At 62.3% G+C, this 15,317-nt stretch carries 11 protein-coding genes; 6 read left to right on the top strand and 5 right to left on the bottom strand.

All coding sequences use genetic code 11. The features are described 5' to 3' along the window. Positions 1-14 precede the first annotated feature (14 nt). The 3 genes from AAGQ88_RS14810 (at position 15) to AAGQ88_RS14800 (ending at position 5,353) form a co-directional block, all read left to right on the top strand. On the top strand, positions 15-1,148 hold the full coding sequence (locus tag AAGQ88_RS14810) for an MFS transporter (RefSeq protein WP_342655815.1): 1,134 nt from the start codon (positions 15-17) through the stop codon (positions 1,146-1,148). A 101-nt stretch (positions 1,149-1,249) separates the two neighbouring features. Further along, positions 1,250-3,163 (top strand): propionyl-CoA synthetase, encoded by a 1,914-nt coding sequence (locus tag AAGQ88_RS14805; protein ID WP_342652765.1) that lies wholly within the window; start codon positions 1,250-1,252, stop codon positions 3,161-3,163. 597 nt (positions 3,164-3,760) lie between these two features. Continuing rightward, entirely contained in the window at positions 3,761-5,353 is a 1,593-nt protein-coding gene (locus AAGQ88_RS14800) for a lactate dehydrogenase (RefSeq protein WP_342652764.1), read from the top strand. Between the two features lie 85 nt (positions 5,354-5,438). On the opposite strand, the gene AAGQ88_RS14795 is transcribed toward AAGQ88_RS14800, so the two are convergent. After that, a complete protein-coding gene (locus tag AAGQ88_RS14795) occupies positions 5,439-6,197 on the bottom strand; it encodes an anti-sigma factor (protein ID WP_342652763.1) in 759 nt (252 codons plus the stop codon). Then, a complete protein-coding gene (locus AAGQ88_RS14790; RefSeq protein ID WP_342652762.1) occupies positions 6,194-6,706 on the bottom strand; it encodes a sigma-70 family RNA polymerase sigma factor in 513 nt (170 codons plus the stop codon). Before AAGQ88_RS14790 ends, AAGQ88_RS14795 begins: the two co-directional genes overlap by 4 nt. A gap of 178 nt (positions 6,707-6,884) precedes the next feature. On the opposite strand from AAGQ88_RS14790, the gene AAGQ88_RS14785 reads away from it, so the two are divergent. Both AAGQ88_RS14785 and AAGQ88_RS14780 read left to right on the top strand, forming a co-directional pair. Then, positions 6,885-7,970 (top strand): catalase family peroxidase, encoded by a 1,086-nt coding sequence (locus AAGQ88_RS14785; protein ID WP_342652761.1) that lies wholly within the window; start codon positions 6,885-6,887, stop codon positions 7,968-7,970. Beyond that, positions 7,967-8,512: a cytochrome b gene (locus AAGQ88_RS14780; RefSeq protein ID WP_093458823.1), complete on the top strand. Its 546-nt coding sequence runs from the start codon at positions 7,967-7,969 to the stop codon at positions 8,510-8,512. The genes AAGQ88_RS14785 and AAGQ88_RS14780 overlap by 4 nt, the downstream gene beginning before the upstream one ends. 105 nt (positions 8,513-8,617) lie before the next feature. Here AAGQ88_RS14780 and AAGQ88_RS14775 read toward each other — a convergent pair whose 3' ends face one another. From AAGQ88_RS14775 to AAGQ88_RS14765, 3 genes are all read right to left on the bottom strand, one after another. Next, positions 8,618-9,760 carry a M14-type cytosolic carboxypeptidase gene (locus tag AAGQ88_RS14775; RefSeq protein ID WP_342652760.1) on the bottom strand — a complete coding sequence of 381 codons (1,143 nt, stop codon included), beginning with the start codon at positions 9,758-9,760 and terminating at the stop codon, positions 8,618-8,620. A gap of 141 nt (positions 9,761-9,901) precedes the next feature. Next, complete coding sequence (locus AAGQ88_RS14770) at positions 9,902-10,453, bottom strand: DUF4880 domain-containing protein (protein WP_342652759.1); 552 nt, start codon at positions 10,451-10,453, stop codon at positions 9,902-9,904. Positions 10,454-10,999: 546 nt separating this feature from the next. After that, the gene (locus AAGQ88_RS14765; RefSeq protein ID WP_342652758.1) at positions 11,000-11,467 is read right to left on the bottom strand and encodes an Lrp/AsnC family transcriptional regulator; all 468 of its coding nucleotides are present in this window, start codon (positions 11,465-11,467) and stop codon (positions 11,000-11,002) included. A gap of 211 nt (positions 11,468-11,678) precedes the next feature. On the opposite strand from AAGQ88_RS14765, the gene AAGQ88_RS14760 reads away from it, so the two are divergent. Further along, on the top strand, positions 11,679-15,164 hold the full coding sequence (locus AAGQ88_RS14760; protein ID WP_342652757.1) for an indolepyruvate ferredoxin oxidoreductase family protein: 3,486 nt from the start codon (positions 11,679-11,681) through the stop codon (positions 15,162-15,164). The last annotated feature ends 153 nt before the right edge of the window (positions 15,165-15,317 follow it).

The following is a 15,317-nucleotide window of genomic DNA, read 5'->3' as shown; positions in this document are numbered from 1 at the left end:
ACTTCGCGCTGGTGATGCTGTGCTTTTTCGCCGCGTCCAGCGCACCGACGCCGCTCTATCACCTGTACCAGCAGGCGTGGGGCTTCTCGCCGGTCCAACTGACAGTCATCTTTGCGGTCTACGCGCTGAGCTTGCTGGCGACGCTGCTGATCTTCGGGTCATTGTCAGATTATCTGGGACGGCGTCCGGTCATCTTCGTGTCGTTGCTGCTGGAAATCCTCTCAATGCTGCTGTTCATCGGCGCCAGTGACGTCACCTGGCTGATCGCTGCGCGCATGCTGCAGGGCATTGCTACGGCAATCGCTACCAGCGCCTTGGGCGCCGCCATGCTCGACACCGATCAGAATCAGGGCCCATTGATCAACAGCATCGCGCCGATGTTCGGCATGGCCCTGGGCGCGCTGGGCACCAGTGCCCTGGTCGAATATGCACCCATGCCGCTGACACTGGCGTATCTGCTGTTGCTGGCGGCGTTCGTCTTGCAGGCGCTGTACCTGCTGCGCGTGGGCGAAACGGTCACGCCGCAGCCCGGTGTGCTGAAAACCCTGAAGCCGACGCTGTATGTCCCGCCGCAGGCTCGCGGCACGTTGTTACTGGTGCTGCCTGCCGATATCGCGGCATGGGCGCTGGGCGGTTTCTTCCTGTCCCTGGCGCCGTCGTTGCTGACTGCCGCCACCGGCGCCACGTCGGTGCTCAATGGCGGACTGGCGGTCGCGGCGCTGACCATCAGTGGGGCCATTTCGATCATGAACCTGAGGCTGCGCGCCCCGCGCCTGGCGCTGCTGGTGGGCTGCAGTTTTCTCGCCGCTGGCGTTTCGGTGATTCTGGCGGCGGTCAATCTGGGCTGGCTGTGGCTGTTCTTCGCGGGCGCCGTGGTCGCCGGGATCGGCTTCGGTGCGAGTTTTCTCGGCGCGTTGCGCCTGCTGCTGCCATTGGCTCATGCGCATCAGCGCGCCGGGTTGATGTCGGCGTTCCTTGCCCTGAGCTACCTGGCCTTCTGCGTGCCGGCGCTGGTCGCCGGGGTGTCGATCAAGCACCTGGGGCTGGTCAGCACCACCAATGTCTACGGCACGGTCGTGGTGGTGCTGGCGCTGCTGGCGCTGGGCGGCCTGCTGTTGCAACGCCGGGAAGGCGCCAGGGCGGTGTGACGGTCTAAAGGGCAAGCCGGCGCCATGGCAGGCGCCGCAGGTTCTGCTAGTTTCAATCCTGTGTTGTCAGCCCTCATAAGAACAATCACAGGGATCCACGGATGAATGACCGCAATGCCGAGCCTTCGGGCGCCGCGTACACCCATCATCACCCGCAATCCATCGCCGATCCGCAGGCTTACTGGGCTGAGCAGGCGCGCCAGGTGGCGTGGTACCGAGCACCGCAGCAGACACTCGAAGCGCTGCCGGACGGCACCCATCGCTGGTTCGCCGACGGTGAGCTGAACACCTGTTACCTGGCGCTGGACCGGCAGATCGAGCTGGGCCGGGGCGAGCAACGGGCGTTGATCTACGATTCGCCGGTGACCGGTCAACAGGCGACTTACACCTTCAATGAGCTGCGGGACGAAGTGGCGCGGCTGGCCGGCCTGTTACGCACGCTTGGCGTGGAAAAGGGCGACGGCGTCATTATCTACATGCCGATGATTCCTCAGGCGGCCATGGCCATGCTGGCCTGTGCGCGAATCGGTGCGGTTCATTCGGTGGTGTTCGGTGGGTTCGCGCCCCACGAGCTGGCGCTGCGTATCGACGACCTCAAGCCCCGGCTGCTGCTGACGGCCTCGTGCGGGCTGGAGTTCGATCGGGTTATTCCCTACAAACCGCTGGTGGACAAAGCGCTCACGCTGGCCGCGTTCTGCCCGGAGCACGTGCTGCTCTGGCAACGCCCGCAAGCGCCTGGTGATCTGCTGCCGGGCCGCGATCTGGACTGGCGTCAGGCGCTGGAAGGCATATCGCCGGTGGAGCCGGTGGCGGTCAACAGTCTCGATCCGCTGTACATCCTTTACACCTCAGGCACCACCGGCAAACCCAAAGGCATCGTGCGGGAAAACGGCGGGCATGCGGTGGCGATGCTCTACACCATGGGTGTGGTGTACGGCATGAGCGCGGGGGACGTCTGGTGGGGGATTTCCGATGTCGGCTGGGTGGTGGGCCATACGCTGATTGTCTACGCGCCGCTGATGTCGGGCTGCACCACGGTGTTCTATGAAGGCAAGCCGATTCGAACGCCGGACGCCGGCGCGTACTGGCGCATCATCGAGCAGTACCGGGTCAACGCGTTGTTCTGTGCGCCGACCGCGATGCGCGCCATTCGCAAGGAGGATCCCCAGGGCCATCACCTCACGTCTCGCGATCTGGGCAGCATCAGGCAGTTGTTTCTGGCCGGCGAGAAGCTCGATTCCAGCACCCACGAATGGCTCGAGGGCCTGAGCGGCAAGCCGGTGCTCGACCATTGGTGGCAGACCGAAACCGGCTGGCCGGTGACCGCGCCGTGCCTGGGTCTGCAAGGGCATCGGCCCGCGCCGGGCTCCAGCAATCGCCCGGTCCCAGGCTATGCGGTCCAGGTGATGGACGAGGACGGCAAGCGGCTCGGGCCGGGCGAACAGGGCTCGATCGTCATCGCGTTGCCGCTGCCGCCGGGCTGCAGCCAGACATTGTGGAACGACCATCCGCGTTACTTGAGCGCTTACCTGCAGGCGTTCCCCGGCTACTACAACACCGGTGACGGCGGGTATGTCGACGAGCAGGGGTTCGTTTACATCATGGGGCGCACCGATGATGTGATCAACGTGTCGGGGCATCGGCTGTCGACCGGCGAGATGGAGGACCTGGCCGGCCAGCATCCGGCGGTCGCGGAGAGTGCGGTCATCGGTGTGCACGACGAGATCAAGGGACAGGTGCCGCTGGCGCTGGTAGTGCTCAAGGACGGCGTCGACCAGAGCCCGGTCCAGGTGCAGCAGGAGCTGGTGGCCCGGGTCCGCGAACGGATCGGCGCGCTGGCTTGTTTCAACCGGGTGATCGTCGTCAAGCGCTTGCCCAAGACCCGTTCCGGCAAGACGTTGCGCGCCGTATTGCGCAAGATCGCCGATGGAGAGGCTTACACAATCCCGGCCACCATCGACGATCCGGCGATTCTCGCGGAAGTGGCGCAGGCGTTGGCGACACGTCCAGCATGAACAGCGCGTGTTATTTTGCGGTACATCCGTTTGGCATGCGGCGGTTGGAATTCATTCTTCGCGGGCAAGCGCGCTCCTACAGGATGTGCGTCCGAGCCACGGCCTGCCGACCCCGCCTAATCTGTGGGAGTGAGCTTGCTCACGAAGAGGCCGGTGCATTCGGCAGGCATGCGGCGGTTGGAATGCAGTCTTCGCGGGCAAGCGCGCTCCTACAGGATTGGGGTTGGCCCGAAGACTTCGCTGCGCTGCAAACCCCGGTGGGAGTGAGCCAACTGTCTTTAAAGACCCCTCGATCAAAGGCGTGACGCCCGACGCTTTCCCGGCTAAAGCCGGTCCTACGAAAAACCCACAGCGTCTGTAGGACCGGCTTCAGCCGGGAAGAGGCCGGTGCATTCGGCAGGCATGCGGCGGGTGGAATTCAGTCTTCGCGGGCAAGCGCGCTCCTACGAGGGTAATGCGGTGCTAACTGGTATGGAGCCAGGCCACACAACCTTTGGGGCTCGCTCTACCGGATGGGCAATGTATCGCTCAAGATACAAAGGATGCAGCCGACAAACCGAGCAGGAAATCATCCCTTCAATTGAACATGGAAGCGTCATGACTGCGATTTCATCGGTTGTTTCGGTCGTGCAGCCCTCGATCGTCACGCGGCCTGTGGCCAATGAGCCATTGGGCGGCGCAGCGGCGGTGAGCCCCACGGCCTCGCCTTCAACGGTGGTCTCACTGGGGCAGGAAGCGTCGACCCTCGATGCCCAGACCTACAGCGCGCGTGGTCTGCTGTCAGGGGCGGAGGTGGCGCCTGCCTGGGAGTACACCCGTCAGGACAAAGTCTCCTTGTCGATGATGGGCAACTTTAACACGTCCGCCACCGCCGGCCGGTTCCAGGGCCTGGGCGCAGCCTTGCTCGGGCAGTTGGCTGAATCGGGCAAAGGCATCTCGCAGTCGGTCATCCGGTCGTCTTCGGGCCACGCACTGGAGCCCGCCGAGCTGACAGCGGCGCAGACCCGCTTACACGGCAATGCCGACAACAGCATCAGCCTGAGCATCCGCACCGCCAGCGGCAACACCATTGAACTGACGCTCTCCAGTCAGGACGACGGCCTGGCCGTGCAGGCGCAGGTCAGCGGAGGCGACCTGAGCGACGATGAACTCAGCGCGCTGGGCAGAATCGCCGATGGGTTCCAGTCGGCGATCGACGGCCTGACCGCGCGGCCGCCGCAGTTGAAGCTCGACGCACTCACGCAATTCGATGCGAGCGTGTTCTCGTCGATCGATCTGAAAACCCGCGTCAAGCTCGACAGCACCAACACCCAGACCCTCGAACTGCACGCCGACGCCGATCAGCGCTCGGTGCGCATGAGCGGCGCGGCGGGGGAGCTGCAGATGTCGGTGGACCTGAAAAATGCGGCGGTGATTGGCGACAGCGATCAGCAGGCCAAAGCGCTCAAGGGCTACATCGGTCAGATCGAGGCCGCGCGCAAACGCGGCGATGGCGACCAGCAGTTGTTGTCGATGTTCGAGGACGCCTTCACCACGCTGCACAGTCATTATCCCGGCACTCGCGCGTCGTCCGCGCCGCAGACCGTCAACTCCATTGAGCTGACGGACACCGACCACGCGATGCTCAGCGGTCTTGGCGATTTCAGCGCCTCGGTGAGCGAGAAAAGTCAGGAGGGCAACCCCGCGCGGCCAGGAGAGCTGGATACCTTTGCCTACACCCTGTCGCAGACCACGCAGTCCAAAGGGCGCGACCAGCTCAATCGCACCCTGGTGCAGGACCAGCAGGCGCACTTGAGCGCCAGTTATCATAAGGCGCTTTATGCCGGGCAGAAGCTGGACCTGCAACGCGATCCGAAGACGCAGAATTATCTGTATTACCAGATCAACGATCAGTCCAGCAGCAAAGCCAGCATCGGTTACGACAAGGGCGCGCTGGTCAACGCGTCGGTGACGCAGTCCGCCAGCCAGTCCACGCGCGTGTCCACTTACGTGATGGGGGTTCTGCAGTCCGAGAAGCTCACGCCGGTCACGGAAAGCAAGACCCGTAATTTCCTCAGCGTGCTGCAACAGGCGTTGCAGCAGGACAATGAGGCGAAACAGGGACGTGGCACCTCGTTGTTGAAGTACACGCTTGAAGGGGTTCAGGAAAAAGCCATGCTGCAGAGCGAGCCGGGGCAGCTGCGCGGCTGATCGTGGCGACCGGCTGCCGTTCGTTCGGCAGCCTTCTTGCGGTCGACGGCGGCGTTGCCGACCGCAAGAAGGGCTGGCCTTGCGATCAGATCGGTTGCTTCAACGCCAGTCGCGCGGCCTGCGCGGCAGGGTCGTCCGCCGGACCCACCACGGCGTAGTTGTAGCCTGAGCCCGACCAGTAATCGGCCTGCAATTCGCCATCGCGACGCGAGCCGCGCGGCAGCAGATGATTGGCTTCTCCTGGCGGGCGGATGAAGAAACTCAATGTCCGGCCTTCGCTGTCCTTGTATACCACCATGGCCGCGGCGCCCTGTTCGGTCGTCGTCAGGCGTCCGCTGACCGGTTTGAAACCCGCCGACTCAAGATCAGGCAAGCGATTGGCCTGAGCGAAATTCTTGTCCAGCCAGACCTGCACGTTGTTCGCCTTGTCGCTGCTCCAGTCGCTGGCCATGTTGGCGTTCACCGCAAACATGCGATACGCCTGCACCGCGTCGGCCATCGGCGGATTGGCGCTGGCGAAGGTGATTTCCCGGGCGTGCCAGCCGCTCAGGCCGCCGACACTGACGGCGATCAGCAATACGGCTGCGGTCGCGAAGTGTCGGGTGCGATTGCGGCGCATGCTCTGGCGAATGAAAGCGGGGTCCAGCTCCGGATTCGGCGCCCGATGCAGTTCACCGCTCAACGCAGCCCGCAGGCTCTGGGCATCCCGCTGCCAGGCTTGTACCTGCCGGGACAGTTCGGGGTGCGCCGCAAGGTAGGTTTCCAGCGTCGACCGATCAGCATCGTTGAGCTGACCGTCGACGTAGGCGTTCAAATCGCGTTCGCTGGGGGGCAGAGTGATCATTTCAGTATCCGCAGGGCAGGGGTGGTGATTTCGCCTTCGCTGAGCTGGCGCAAGGCCTGGCGCGTGCGCGACAAGCGGGACATGACGGTGCCCACCGGGACGTCGAGGATGGCCGCCACTTCGTTATAACTCAAGCCTTCGACCGAGACCCACAGCAGCAGGGCGCGCTGTTCGGTGTTGAGCCGATCGAAGGCCTGTAATGTGGTCTGCGCGACAATCGTTCGTTCGACCGAAGGCTCGAAATGATCCTCCTTGCCGCCCGTGAACAGCTCGAGCATGCGATTGTAGCGACGTGAACGGCGATGAGCGTCGAGAAATTGCCTATAAAGAATGGAGAACAGCCAGGCACGCAGGTCGCCTTCGGGCCTTTTGCCGTTCCACGCGGAAAGGGCTTTTTCCAGGCTCGACTGCACCAGATCATCGGCGCTGCTGTGATCGCGGGTCAGGGAGACCGCGAAACGACGCATCCGCGGCAGCAACTCTCTCAATTGATCGTCGACTTCATTCATGGGGGCTTCCAGGTCGATCAGCGGGATCGATACAAATCGTGTGACCAGAAAGACGCACGCCCGTGCAAGTTATTCCATCGACCGAAAAATAAATATCGAGGGGTGGAATAAACCGCCTCGAGCCGCGTCCCACTTCACCTGCAAATTGCACAGAGGCCTCAGGCCCGGAGAATCATTGATGAGTGACCGTGAACCGCCACATCCCCACAAACCCCCGCTCAGTACGTCTTCACTGTTACTGCGCATGGCCGGCATCGGCGTGATCGTTCTGGTCGTTGCCGGCGCATTTGCCTACGTCAACGGCAGCCTGGACCCACAGCGACTGACGCCGGCGCGGGTCGTCGATGTCTTCGAACACAACAATGGCGTGCACCCCGGTTATCGGCGCAATCATCCGAAAGGCATTTGCGTGGCCGGCTACTTCGAGAGCAACGGCGCGGCCGCCAGCCTTTCCCGCGCAGAGGTGTTCGCCAGCGGTCGTACCCCGGTGATCGGCCGTCTCGCGCTGCCGACCGGCAATCCGTATTCGCCGGACAGCGCCGCGCCGTTGCGCAGTTTTGCGGTGCAATTCACCCAGCCCAACGGGCAGCAGTGGCGAACCGGCATGAACAGCATGCCGGTCTTCCCGGTCGGCACGCCTGAGGCGTTCATCGATCTGCAAAAGGCCACCGCGCCAGACCCGAAGACCGGCAAGCCCGATCCCGCCAAACCGCCCGCCTTCTTCGCCGCTCACCCCGAGGCGCAGCCGTTCCTGGCGTGGGTCAAGACCGCCAAGCCTTCAGCGAGCTTCGTTACCGAGACCTACAACAGCGTCAACGCATTCGTGTTGGTAGATGCCAGCGGCAAACGTCAAGCCGTGCGCTGGAGCCTGGTGCCCGATGCGAAAGGTGACGCGCCGGCGCCGGACGCCAAGGACTACCTGCAGAAGGACCTGAGCGACAAGCTGGCCAGCGGTCCGCAACGCTGGAATCTGGTACTGACCCTGGCCAACCCGCAGGACCCGACCAACGATGCGTCCAAGGCCTGGGCCGGCGAGCACAAGACCGTCACTGCCGGAACCCTGGTGGTGGAGGCTGACAGCGCGCAACTGGACGGCGCCTGCCGCGACATCAATTACGACCCGCTGATCCTGCCCAATGGCATCGAAGGCTCGGACGATCCGTTGCTTGCCGCGCGCTCAGCGGCCTACGCGGCGTCGTACATGCGCCGCACCCAAGAAGTCGATCAGTTGAAGGCCGAGCCTGCGCAGGAGAAACAGCCATGAATACGCCCACCACCCATTTCGCCCCGCTGGCCCGCGCCCTGCACTGGCTGATGGCACTGATGATCATTGCCATGCTGTTCATCGGTGCCGGGATGGTCGCTTCGGTTTCGCAACGTCATGAATGGCTGCTGAACCTGCACAAACCCTTGGGCATCGCCATTCTGTTGCTGGTCATCGTGCGCCTGATCGTGCGCCTCACCACCCGGACGCCGCCGTTGCCCGCCGATCTGCCGGCGGTACAGGCCCTGGCCGCGAAGCTTTCCCACTATCTGTTGTATGCGCTGATGTTTGCCATGCCGCTGATCGGCTGGGCAATGATCAGCGCTGCCGGCGATCCGGTGATGCTGAGTGAGTCGATCAGGCTGCCGTCGATCCTTGCGGCGAACGCCGAAACCTTCGCGCTGCTGCGCAAGGCACATCAGTACCTGGCGTATCTGTTTTTCCTGACCATCCTGGCCCACCTTGCGGCGGCGCTGTTTCATGGCTGGGTGAGAAGAGATGAGGTGCTGGACAGCATGTTGCGGGGGAAATCCCGCGGCTGAGTGCATCGCCGGTCAACGCGGCCGCTCAGTCACGCACGTGAGCTGATCTGCCGCGTTGCCTTCATGCCGCTGGCCACGAGCGGCATGAAGGCCAATGGACTGCGTTCAGCGCAGTACCGAGACCATCTGGCCCAGGGTGGTCAGCACGTCTCTGGCGAGCTGTTTCGAGCGTTTGCCCGACCAGCCGGTGAGCGCGTCTGGCGCATCGTCGTTGTCCTTGAAGGGCATTTCCAGGGTCAGTGCCAGGCATTTATAGCGTTCGCCGACACTGTTGCACGCAAGGTTCATGTTGGCGTTGCCCGGCGTGGCCTTTGGATAGCCATAGCGCGTCTGGAAATCCCTGGTCAGTCCACTCAGGCGCGCGCGGAAATCCGCTTCCAGCGCCTTCTGCTGTTCGGTGTAGCCCGGATTGCCCTCGCAGGCCGCAGTGAACACGTAGGGAATTTCCTCGTCGCCGTGTACGTCGAGGAACATGTCGACGCCATACTTTTCCATCTGCTCTTTGACGAAGAATACTTCCGGGCTCAGCTCCGGTGTCGAATCCTGCCACGCGCGGTTCAGGTCTTTGCCCTGCGCATTGGTGCGCAGGTGACCGTGGAAAGAGCCGTCCGGGTTCATGTGGGGCACCAGGTACAGATCCGCTGAAGCGAGCAGGGCCTGCAACGCTGCGTCGTTTTCCTGCAGGCGCTCGATCACGCCTTCCATGAACCACTCGGCCATGTGCTCGCCCGGGTGCTGCTGGGCGATGATCCAGATCTTGCGTTTGCCCTCGGCGCCGTCCCCTTTGCGCAGCAGCGGGATATCACGGCCTTCGACGCTCTTGCCGGTGGCCAGCAGCTCGGTCCCGGCCTTGTTCAGCGCCTGATCGATCAGCCCGTCATGACGTTCGCGGCTGTAGGGCTCGAAGTAGGCGAACCACACTTGAGGCTCAGTGGGTGTCAGGTCGAAGTTGAGGGCCTGCCCGTCGAAGTGGCTGGGCACGCGAAACCAGGATTTCTGATCGTACGACGCGACGGCGTTGTAACCGGTCCACGCGCGGTTGTAGCTCGACTGGCTGGCGTTGGTCAGGCTGAACCCGTGGGGCTGGCCGACCTGCATGCCGTCGACCTTGAAGTGGAACCACTGAAAGTGGGCACTTTTGGTGTCCGGACGGATGGCCAGTTGCACGCGCTTCGCGTCACTGGCGTCGAGCACCACGATGTTGCCGCTGTCGAAATCGGCGGTGATCGAAAGGGGAGTCTGAGTCACGGAGGGATCCTGAGTACGTTAATGCCACTCACGCCATCTGGACGCCGCCGCTGCACGGCAGGACAACGTCGCTGGGCTGTTATGACGATTACTTTACACGGATCGGACGGGCAAACTGCGACAGAATGTGTTGTCTTTGGGTCACGTCAGCAGGGTGCTGAAGGCCTCGGCCGTCACCAGCAGGCTGCACAGAAACGCAGTCAGCAACAGCCAGCCGATGTAGGGCTTGCGTTTGCGTCGATGCCAGCCGCTGGCGCCGAGGATGGCAGCGGGCGCGGTCAGTCTGCACCACAGTCGCTCGCTGGCCTGAAATGCACTCAGATGGCGAGTGTCGGCGTCGAGCCAGTGGCGGAATTCAATGCGCTGGCTGGCGGTGGCCAGTGGACTTTGCAGGTGCACATACCAGCGCAGGGCTTGCATGGTGATCACGTCATCAGCCGGACCGTCGCCGGGTTGATCGGCGCACTGCTCAAGCGTGCGCGTCATGCAGCGCTCGACGGCGTCGACGTCGGTCTCGAGCAGTTGGGCGATGGCGGTGTAGGAAAGGTTGTCGAGTCGGCTCAGCAGAAAGACTTGCTGAGTCCTGCGAGGCAGCTTCTGAATGCGTCGGCGGCAGGTATCGGAATCCTGGCTGACGGGCATTTCGGGTTGCCGGGCGGGCAGCGGAAACAGGGTCGTGAGCTGATTAGTCATGGCGTGTCACTCGCAGGTCATCCGTGGGTCATTCGTTGGAAAGGAGTGGGGGCATCATCCGTGACGCAGGGCCGATCTTAGTGCTCATGAGATTCATTCTCAAGTGGTGCGTAGTTTTTTTCTGGGAATTTTTACCGAATGTGTCGTTTTAGACCGGTTCAGCGGTTCAGTGCTCAATATACTTTTGCTATTATGCGCGCCATCGCGACGGCTGAAGTCCATCGCACCCTCTTCATTAGCCTGAAGACGCAACACCCGACCGAACCCAGACCCTTATAAGGGCACGAAAAAAAAGACCCGGCAAAAAGCCGGGTCAAAAACCGTGATTAGCCTGATGAGGAGATAATCCGGAAGCCGACCTAAGGCTTCTGGGTTACCAACCAGTCTCGCGACCGGTTGCACTCAATAATAATCATTATCATTTGCGCGTCAAATGTTTTTTCGCATTCCTGTGAAATAATTCGTCCGTCCCCCTTAGAAATATCGAATCGCGCCCTCGCTGCACCTGCGCACACGGCCCGCGCCAGCGTCCGACGGCCTGGACAGCTACTCGATGGGCAGCTCCGTCGTTCTCTTCACCACGCTCATCGCAATGTTCGAATGCGCTTCCTGCACGTGCGGGCTTTGCAGCAGTTGATCGCGCAGAAAACGCTCGTAACTGGCGATGTCCTGCACCACGACTTTGAGCATGAAGTCCATGTCTCCAGCCATGGTGTAGCACTCCAGCACCTCGGGGAAGCCGATGATCGCCTCCTCGAACTCGGTCAGATAACGCCGGCCATGGCCCGACAGCTTAACGTCGACGAAGACCGTCATGGTCAGGCCCAGTTTGGCCGGATTGAGCAGCGCGACCTTGCGCTCGATCACGCCTTCTTCTTCCAGACGATTGATTCGACGCCAGCAGGGTGACTGCGACAGTTCCACCCGCTCGGCGATCTCGGCAGCGGAGAGGTCGGCGTCATGCTGCAACAGGCGGAGGATTTTGCGATCGATGGGGCTGAGTTTGACCTGCATGAATTGACCCTTTTTTATTATTCAAACGAAACAGGCATGCAGGATATGAGCAGATTTCGGCGGATTTAGAAAGAAAAAGCCTGCGCGCCACAGGCAGTATTGGCATGTCGCCGTCGGGCTGAACCGTCTCGACGGCAAAAGGGGAGCCAGGCTCACGAGGCCGCTCTCTGCTGCATTCAAATCGCACTGATAAAAACAAAGGAGTGCCTGAATGTCTTTGGCTGATATTCGTCTGGATGATAAGTATCGACTCGCCACCGGCCATCTCTACCTGACCGGAACCCAGGCGCTGACCCGCCTGCCCATGCTGCAAAAACAACGCGACGAAGCCCGTGGCCTCGACACCGCCGGCTTCATTTCCGGCTACCGGGGCTCGCCTCTGGGCAATCTCGACAAAAGCCTCTGGGACGCGAAGGATTACCTCAAGCAAAACGCCATCCATTTCCAGCCCGGCGTCAACGAAGAGTTGGCGGCAACGGCGGTGTGGGGCAGCCAACAGGTCAATCTGTTCCCCCATGGCAAGTACGACGGCGTGTTCGCCTTGTGGTACGGCAAGGGCCCGGGCGTCGATCGATGCGGCGACGTGTTCAAGCACGGCAACTCCGCAGGCGTCGCCGAAAACGGCGGCGTGCTGATCCTCGCAGGCGACGACCATGGCTGCAAATCGTCGACCATCGCTCACCAGAGCGAACACGCATTCATCGCCTCGATGATCCCGGTGCTCAACCCGAGCAACGTTCAGGAAATCCTCGATTACGGCATCATCGGCTGGGAGTTGTCGCGCTACAGCGGTTGCTGGGTGGCGATGAAAACCATTGCCGAGAACGTTGATTCTTCAGCCGTCGTCGAAGTCGACCCACTGCGCATCCAGACGCGCATCCCCGAAGACTTTCAGTTACCCGAAGGGGGCCTGCACATCCGCTGGCCCGATCCGCCGCTGGCGCAGGAAGCCCGGCTCAACACCTACAAGATCTACGCCGCCCGCGCATTCGCTCGGGCCAATCAGCTGAACAAGGTAGTGATCGATTCCCCGCAGCCAAAGCTGGGCATTATCACCACCGGTAAATCCTATCTGGACGTGCGACAAGCGTTGGAAGAATTGGGCATCGACGAGCAGCTGTGCGCGTCGGTGGGCATCCGGGTGTTGAAGGTCGGCATGAGCTGGCCGCTGGAACCCGTTTCCGTGCACGACTTCGCCGAGGGGCTGGACGAGATTCTGGTGGTCGAGGAAAAGCGCAGCGTCATTGAAGATCAACTGACCGGCCAGCTCTACAACTGGCCCGTCGAGCAGCGTCCGCGAGTGGTGGGTGAGTTCGACGAGGAAGGACGTTCGTTGCTGCCCAACCTGGCAGAGCTGACTCCGGCCATGATCGCCCGCGTCATCGCCAAGCGGCTGGCGCCCATTTACAGCAGCCCGAAAATCGAGGCGCGTCTGCAATTTCTCCAGGACAAGGAGAAAGCGCTGGCCGCGCCATTGTTCAAGACCCAGCGTACGCCGCATTTCTGCTCCGGCTGCCCGCATAACAGTTCGACCAAAGTCCCCGAAGGAAGCCGCGCGCTTGCCGGAATCGGCTGCCATTACATGACCATCTGGATGGACCGGGAAACCGACACGTTCACCCAGATGGGCGGCGAGGGCGTGACCTGGATCGGGCAGGCGCCGTTTACCCGCACGCCTCACGTGTTCCAGAACCTGGGCGACGGCACGTACTTCCACTCCGGTCACCTGGCGCTGCGGGCGGCCGTGGCGTCCGGCGTCAACATCACTTACAAGATTCTCTACAACGACGCCGTCGCGATGACCGGCGGCCAGCCGATCGACGGCGTGCTGCGGGTCGACCAGCTCAGTCGCCAGGTCTTCAACGAAGGCGTGCAGCGCATTGCGCTGGTGTCGGATGATCCGGACAAATACCCGAGCCGGGATCAGTTCGCGCCGATCACCACCTTTCACCATCGACGTGATCTGGACAGCGTTCAGCGCGAGTTGCGCGAGTTCGAGGGCGTGTCGGTGATCATCTACGATCAGACCTGCGCCACCGAGAAGCGCCGTCGGCGCAAGCGCGGCACGATGGTCGATCTGGACAAGCGCGCTGTCATCAACCCGGCGGTGTGTGAAGGCTGCGGCGACTGTGGGGCGAAGTCCGGTTGCCTGTCGATCCTGCCCAAAGAAACCGCCGAAGGGCGCAAGCGCGAGATCGACCAGAGTGCCTGCAACAAGGATTTCAGCTGCGTCGAGGGATTCTGTCCCAGTTTCGTCACCGTTCACGGCGGCACGCTGCGCAAGCCTGCGCTGCCTGACCGCGAGCAGGCGTTCGCGCAGTTGCCCGAGCCAACCCTGCCAAGCCTCGATCGTCCGTTCAATATTCTTCTGCCAGGCGTAGGCGGCACGGGCGTGACCACCGTCGGCGCGATGCTCGGTTATGCCGCGAACCTGGAAGGCAAGGGCTGCAGCGTCCTGGACCAGGCCGGACTGGCGCAGAAGTTCGGGCCAGTGGTCAGCCATATTCGCATCGCCGCGCGTCAGGAAGACCTGTTTGCGGTGCGGATCGCGGCGGGTGAAGCGCACTTGTTGCTGGGGTGCGATCTGCTGGTGGCCTCGGGGCCGGATGCCATTGCCAAGCTCAGTAGCGAAAAATCCTACGCCGTCGTGAACAGCCAGCAGACGCCGACTGCGGAATTCACCCGCAACCCCGACGCCGAATTCCCGGCAGAAGCCATGATGCAGACGATTCGCGAAGCCGTTGGCGAGCAGAAAACCCACTTCGTCCAGGCCACTGATCTGGCCACTCGATTGATGGGCGACAGCATTGCCAGCAACCTGTTCATGCTCGGTTACGCGTTCCAGCTCGGCTTGATCCCGTTGACCAGCGCAGCCATCGAGAAAGCCATCGAGCTCAACGGTGTTGCCGTCAGCCTCAACCAGCAAGCGTTCCTGTGGGGGCGTCGCGCCGCGTTCGATCTGCCAGCGGTTCAGGCGGCGGCCTATCCGCAGGCAGCGCCTGCCGAGCCACCCGTAACGCTGACCTTGCAGGAGCGCCTTGAGAAAAACAGTCAAGCGCTCACTGAATATCAGAACCTGGCCTACGCCGAACGGTACCTGGCGCTGGTGTACAATGTGCGTGAGGCCGAGGCGCGGCTGTTCCCCGACGATCAACCGGCGTTGACCGAAGCGGTGGCGTTCAATTACTTCAAGCTGCTGGCCTACAAGGACGAGTACGAGGTGGCGCGGCTATACAGCAACGGCGACTTCACCCGACAGCTACAGGCACAGTTCGAAGGCGACTACCGGCTGGAATTCCATCTGGCGCCTTCCTGGCTGGCCGCGCGCGACCCGCACACCGGCGTGCCGCGCAAGCGCAGTTTCGGGCCCTGGATGCTGAAAGCGTTCGACGTGCTGGCCAGGTTCAGATTCCTGCGCGGCACGGCCTTCGATCCGTTTGGCCGCAGTCTTGAGCGCCGTCAGGAGCGTGAGTTGATCGACCGCTATGTCGCGGACGTCGAGCTGATCCTGAGCCACCTGAACGCTGGCAATCGTCACACCGCGTTGAGTCTGGCGCGTCTGCCCGAGCGCATCCGCGGTTACGGACACGTGAAGGAAAGCGCGATGCAGGCCGCAGCGCTCCAGGCGGCGCGCATGCGTCAGAGCCTGATCAGCGGCGAGATTGAGCTGCCGAAGCTGTATGAAGTGGCGGCTTGAAAGGTGAAGGAGGTGAGGGACGTTGATCCTCACCTCTACGCCAATTGGGTGAGCTTGCTATCGGTGCTCGCGAACAGCGTCGTACATCCGCGGATGATCCAGCGTCTGGAAATCAGTCTTCGCGAGCAAGCTCACTCCCACAGGTTTGAGTCT

The organism is Pseudomonas sp. F3-2 (genome assembly GCF_038804275.1).
GTDB lineage: Bacteria > Pseudomonadota > Gammaproteobacteria > Pseudomonadales > Pseudomonadaceae > Aquipseudomonas.
This window is presented reverse-complemented; position numbering and strand designations above follow the sequence as displayed.

Bases quoted from the DNA above. Each gene is read 5' to 3' on its own strand.
- AAGQ88_RS14810 (WP_342655815.1), top strand. From the start codon at position 15: ATGCTGTGCTTTTTCGCCGCGTCCAGCGCACCGACGCCGCTCTATCAC.
- AAGQ88_RS14805 (WP_342652765.1), top strand. From the start codon at position 1,250: ATGAATGACCGCAATGCCGAGCCTTCGGGCGCCGCGTACACCCATCAT.
- AAGQ88_RS14800 (WP_342652764.1), top strand. From the start codon at position 3,761: ATGACTGCGATTTCATCGGTTGTTTCGGTCGTGCAGCCCTCGATCGTC.
- AAGQ88_RS14795 (WP_342652763.1), bottom strand. From the start codon at position 6,197: ATGATCACTCTGCCCCCCAGCGAACGCGATTTGAACGCCTACGTCGAC.
- AAGQ88_RS14790 (WP_342652762.1), bottom strand. From the start codon at position 6,706: ATGAATGAAGTCGACGATCAATTGAGAGAGTTGCTGCCGCGGATGCGT.
- AAGQ88_RS14785 (WP_342652761.1), top strand. From the start codon at position 6,885: ATGAGTGACCGTGAACCGCCACATCCCCACAAACCCCCGCTCAGTACG.
- AAGQ88_RS14780 (WP_093458823.1), top strand. From the start codon at position 7,967: ATGAATACGCCCACCACCCATTTCGCCCCGCTGGCCCGCGCCCTGCAC.
- AAGQ88_RS14770 (WP_342652759.1), bottom strand. From the start codon at position 10,453: ATGACTAATCAGCTCACGACCCTGTTTCCGCTGCCCGCCCGGCAACCC.
- AAGQ88_RS14765 (WP_342652758.1), bottom strand. From the start codon at position 11,467: ATGCAGGTCAAACTCAGCCCCATCGATCGCAAAATCCTCCGCCTGTTG.
- AAGQ88_RS14760 (WP_342652757.1), top strand. From the start codon at position 11,679: ATGTCTTTGGCTGATATTCGTCTGGATGATAAGTATCGACTCGCCACC.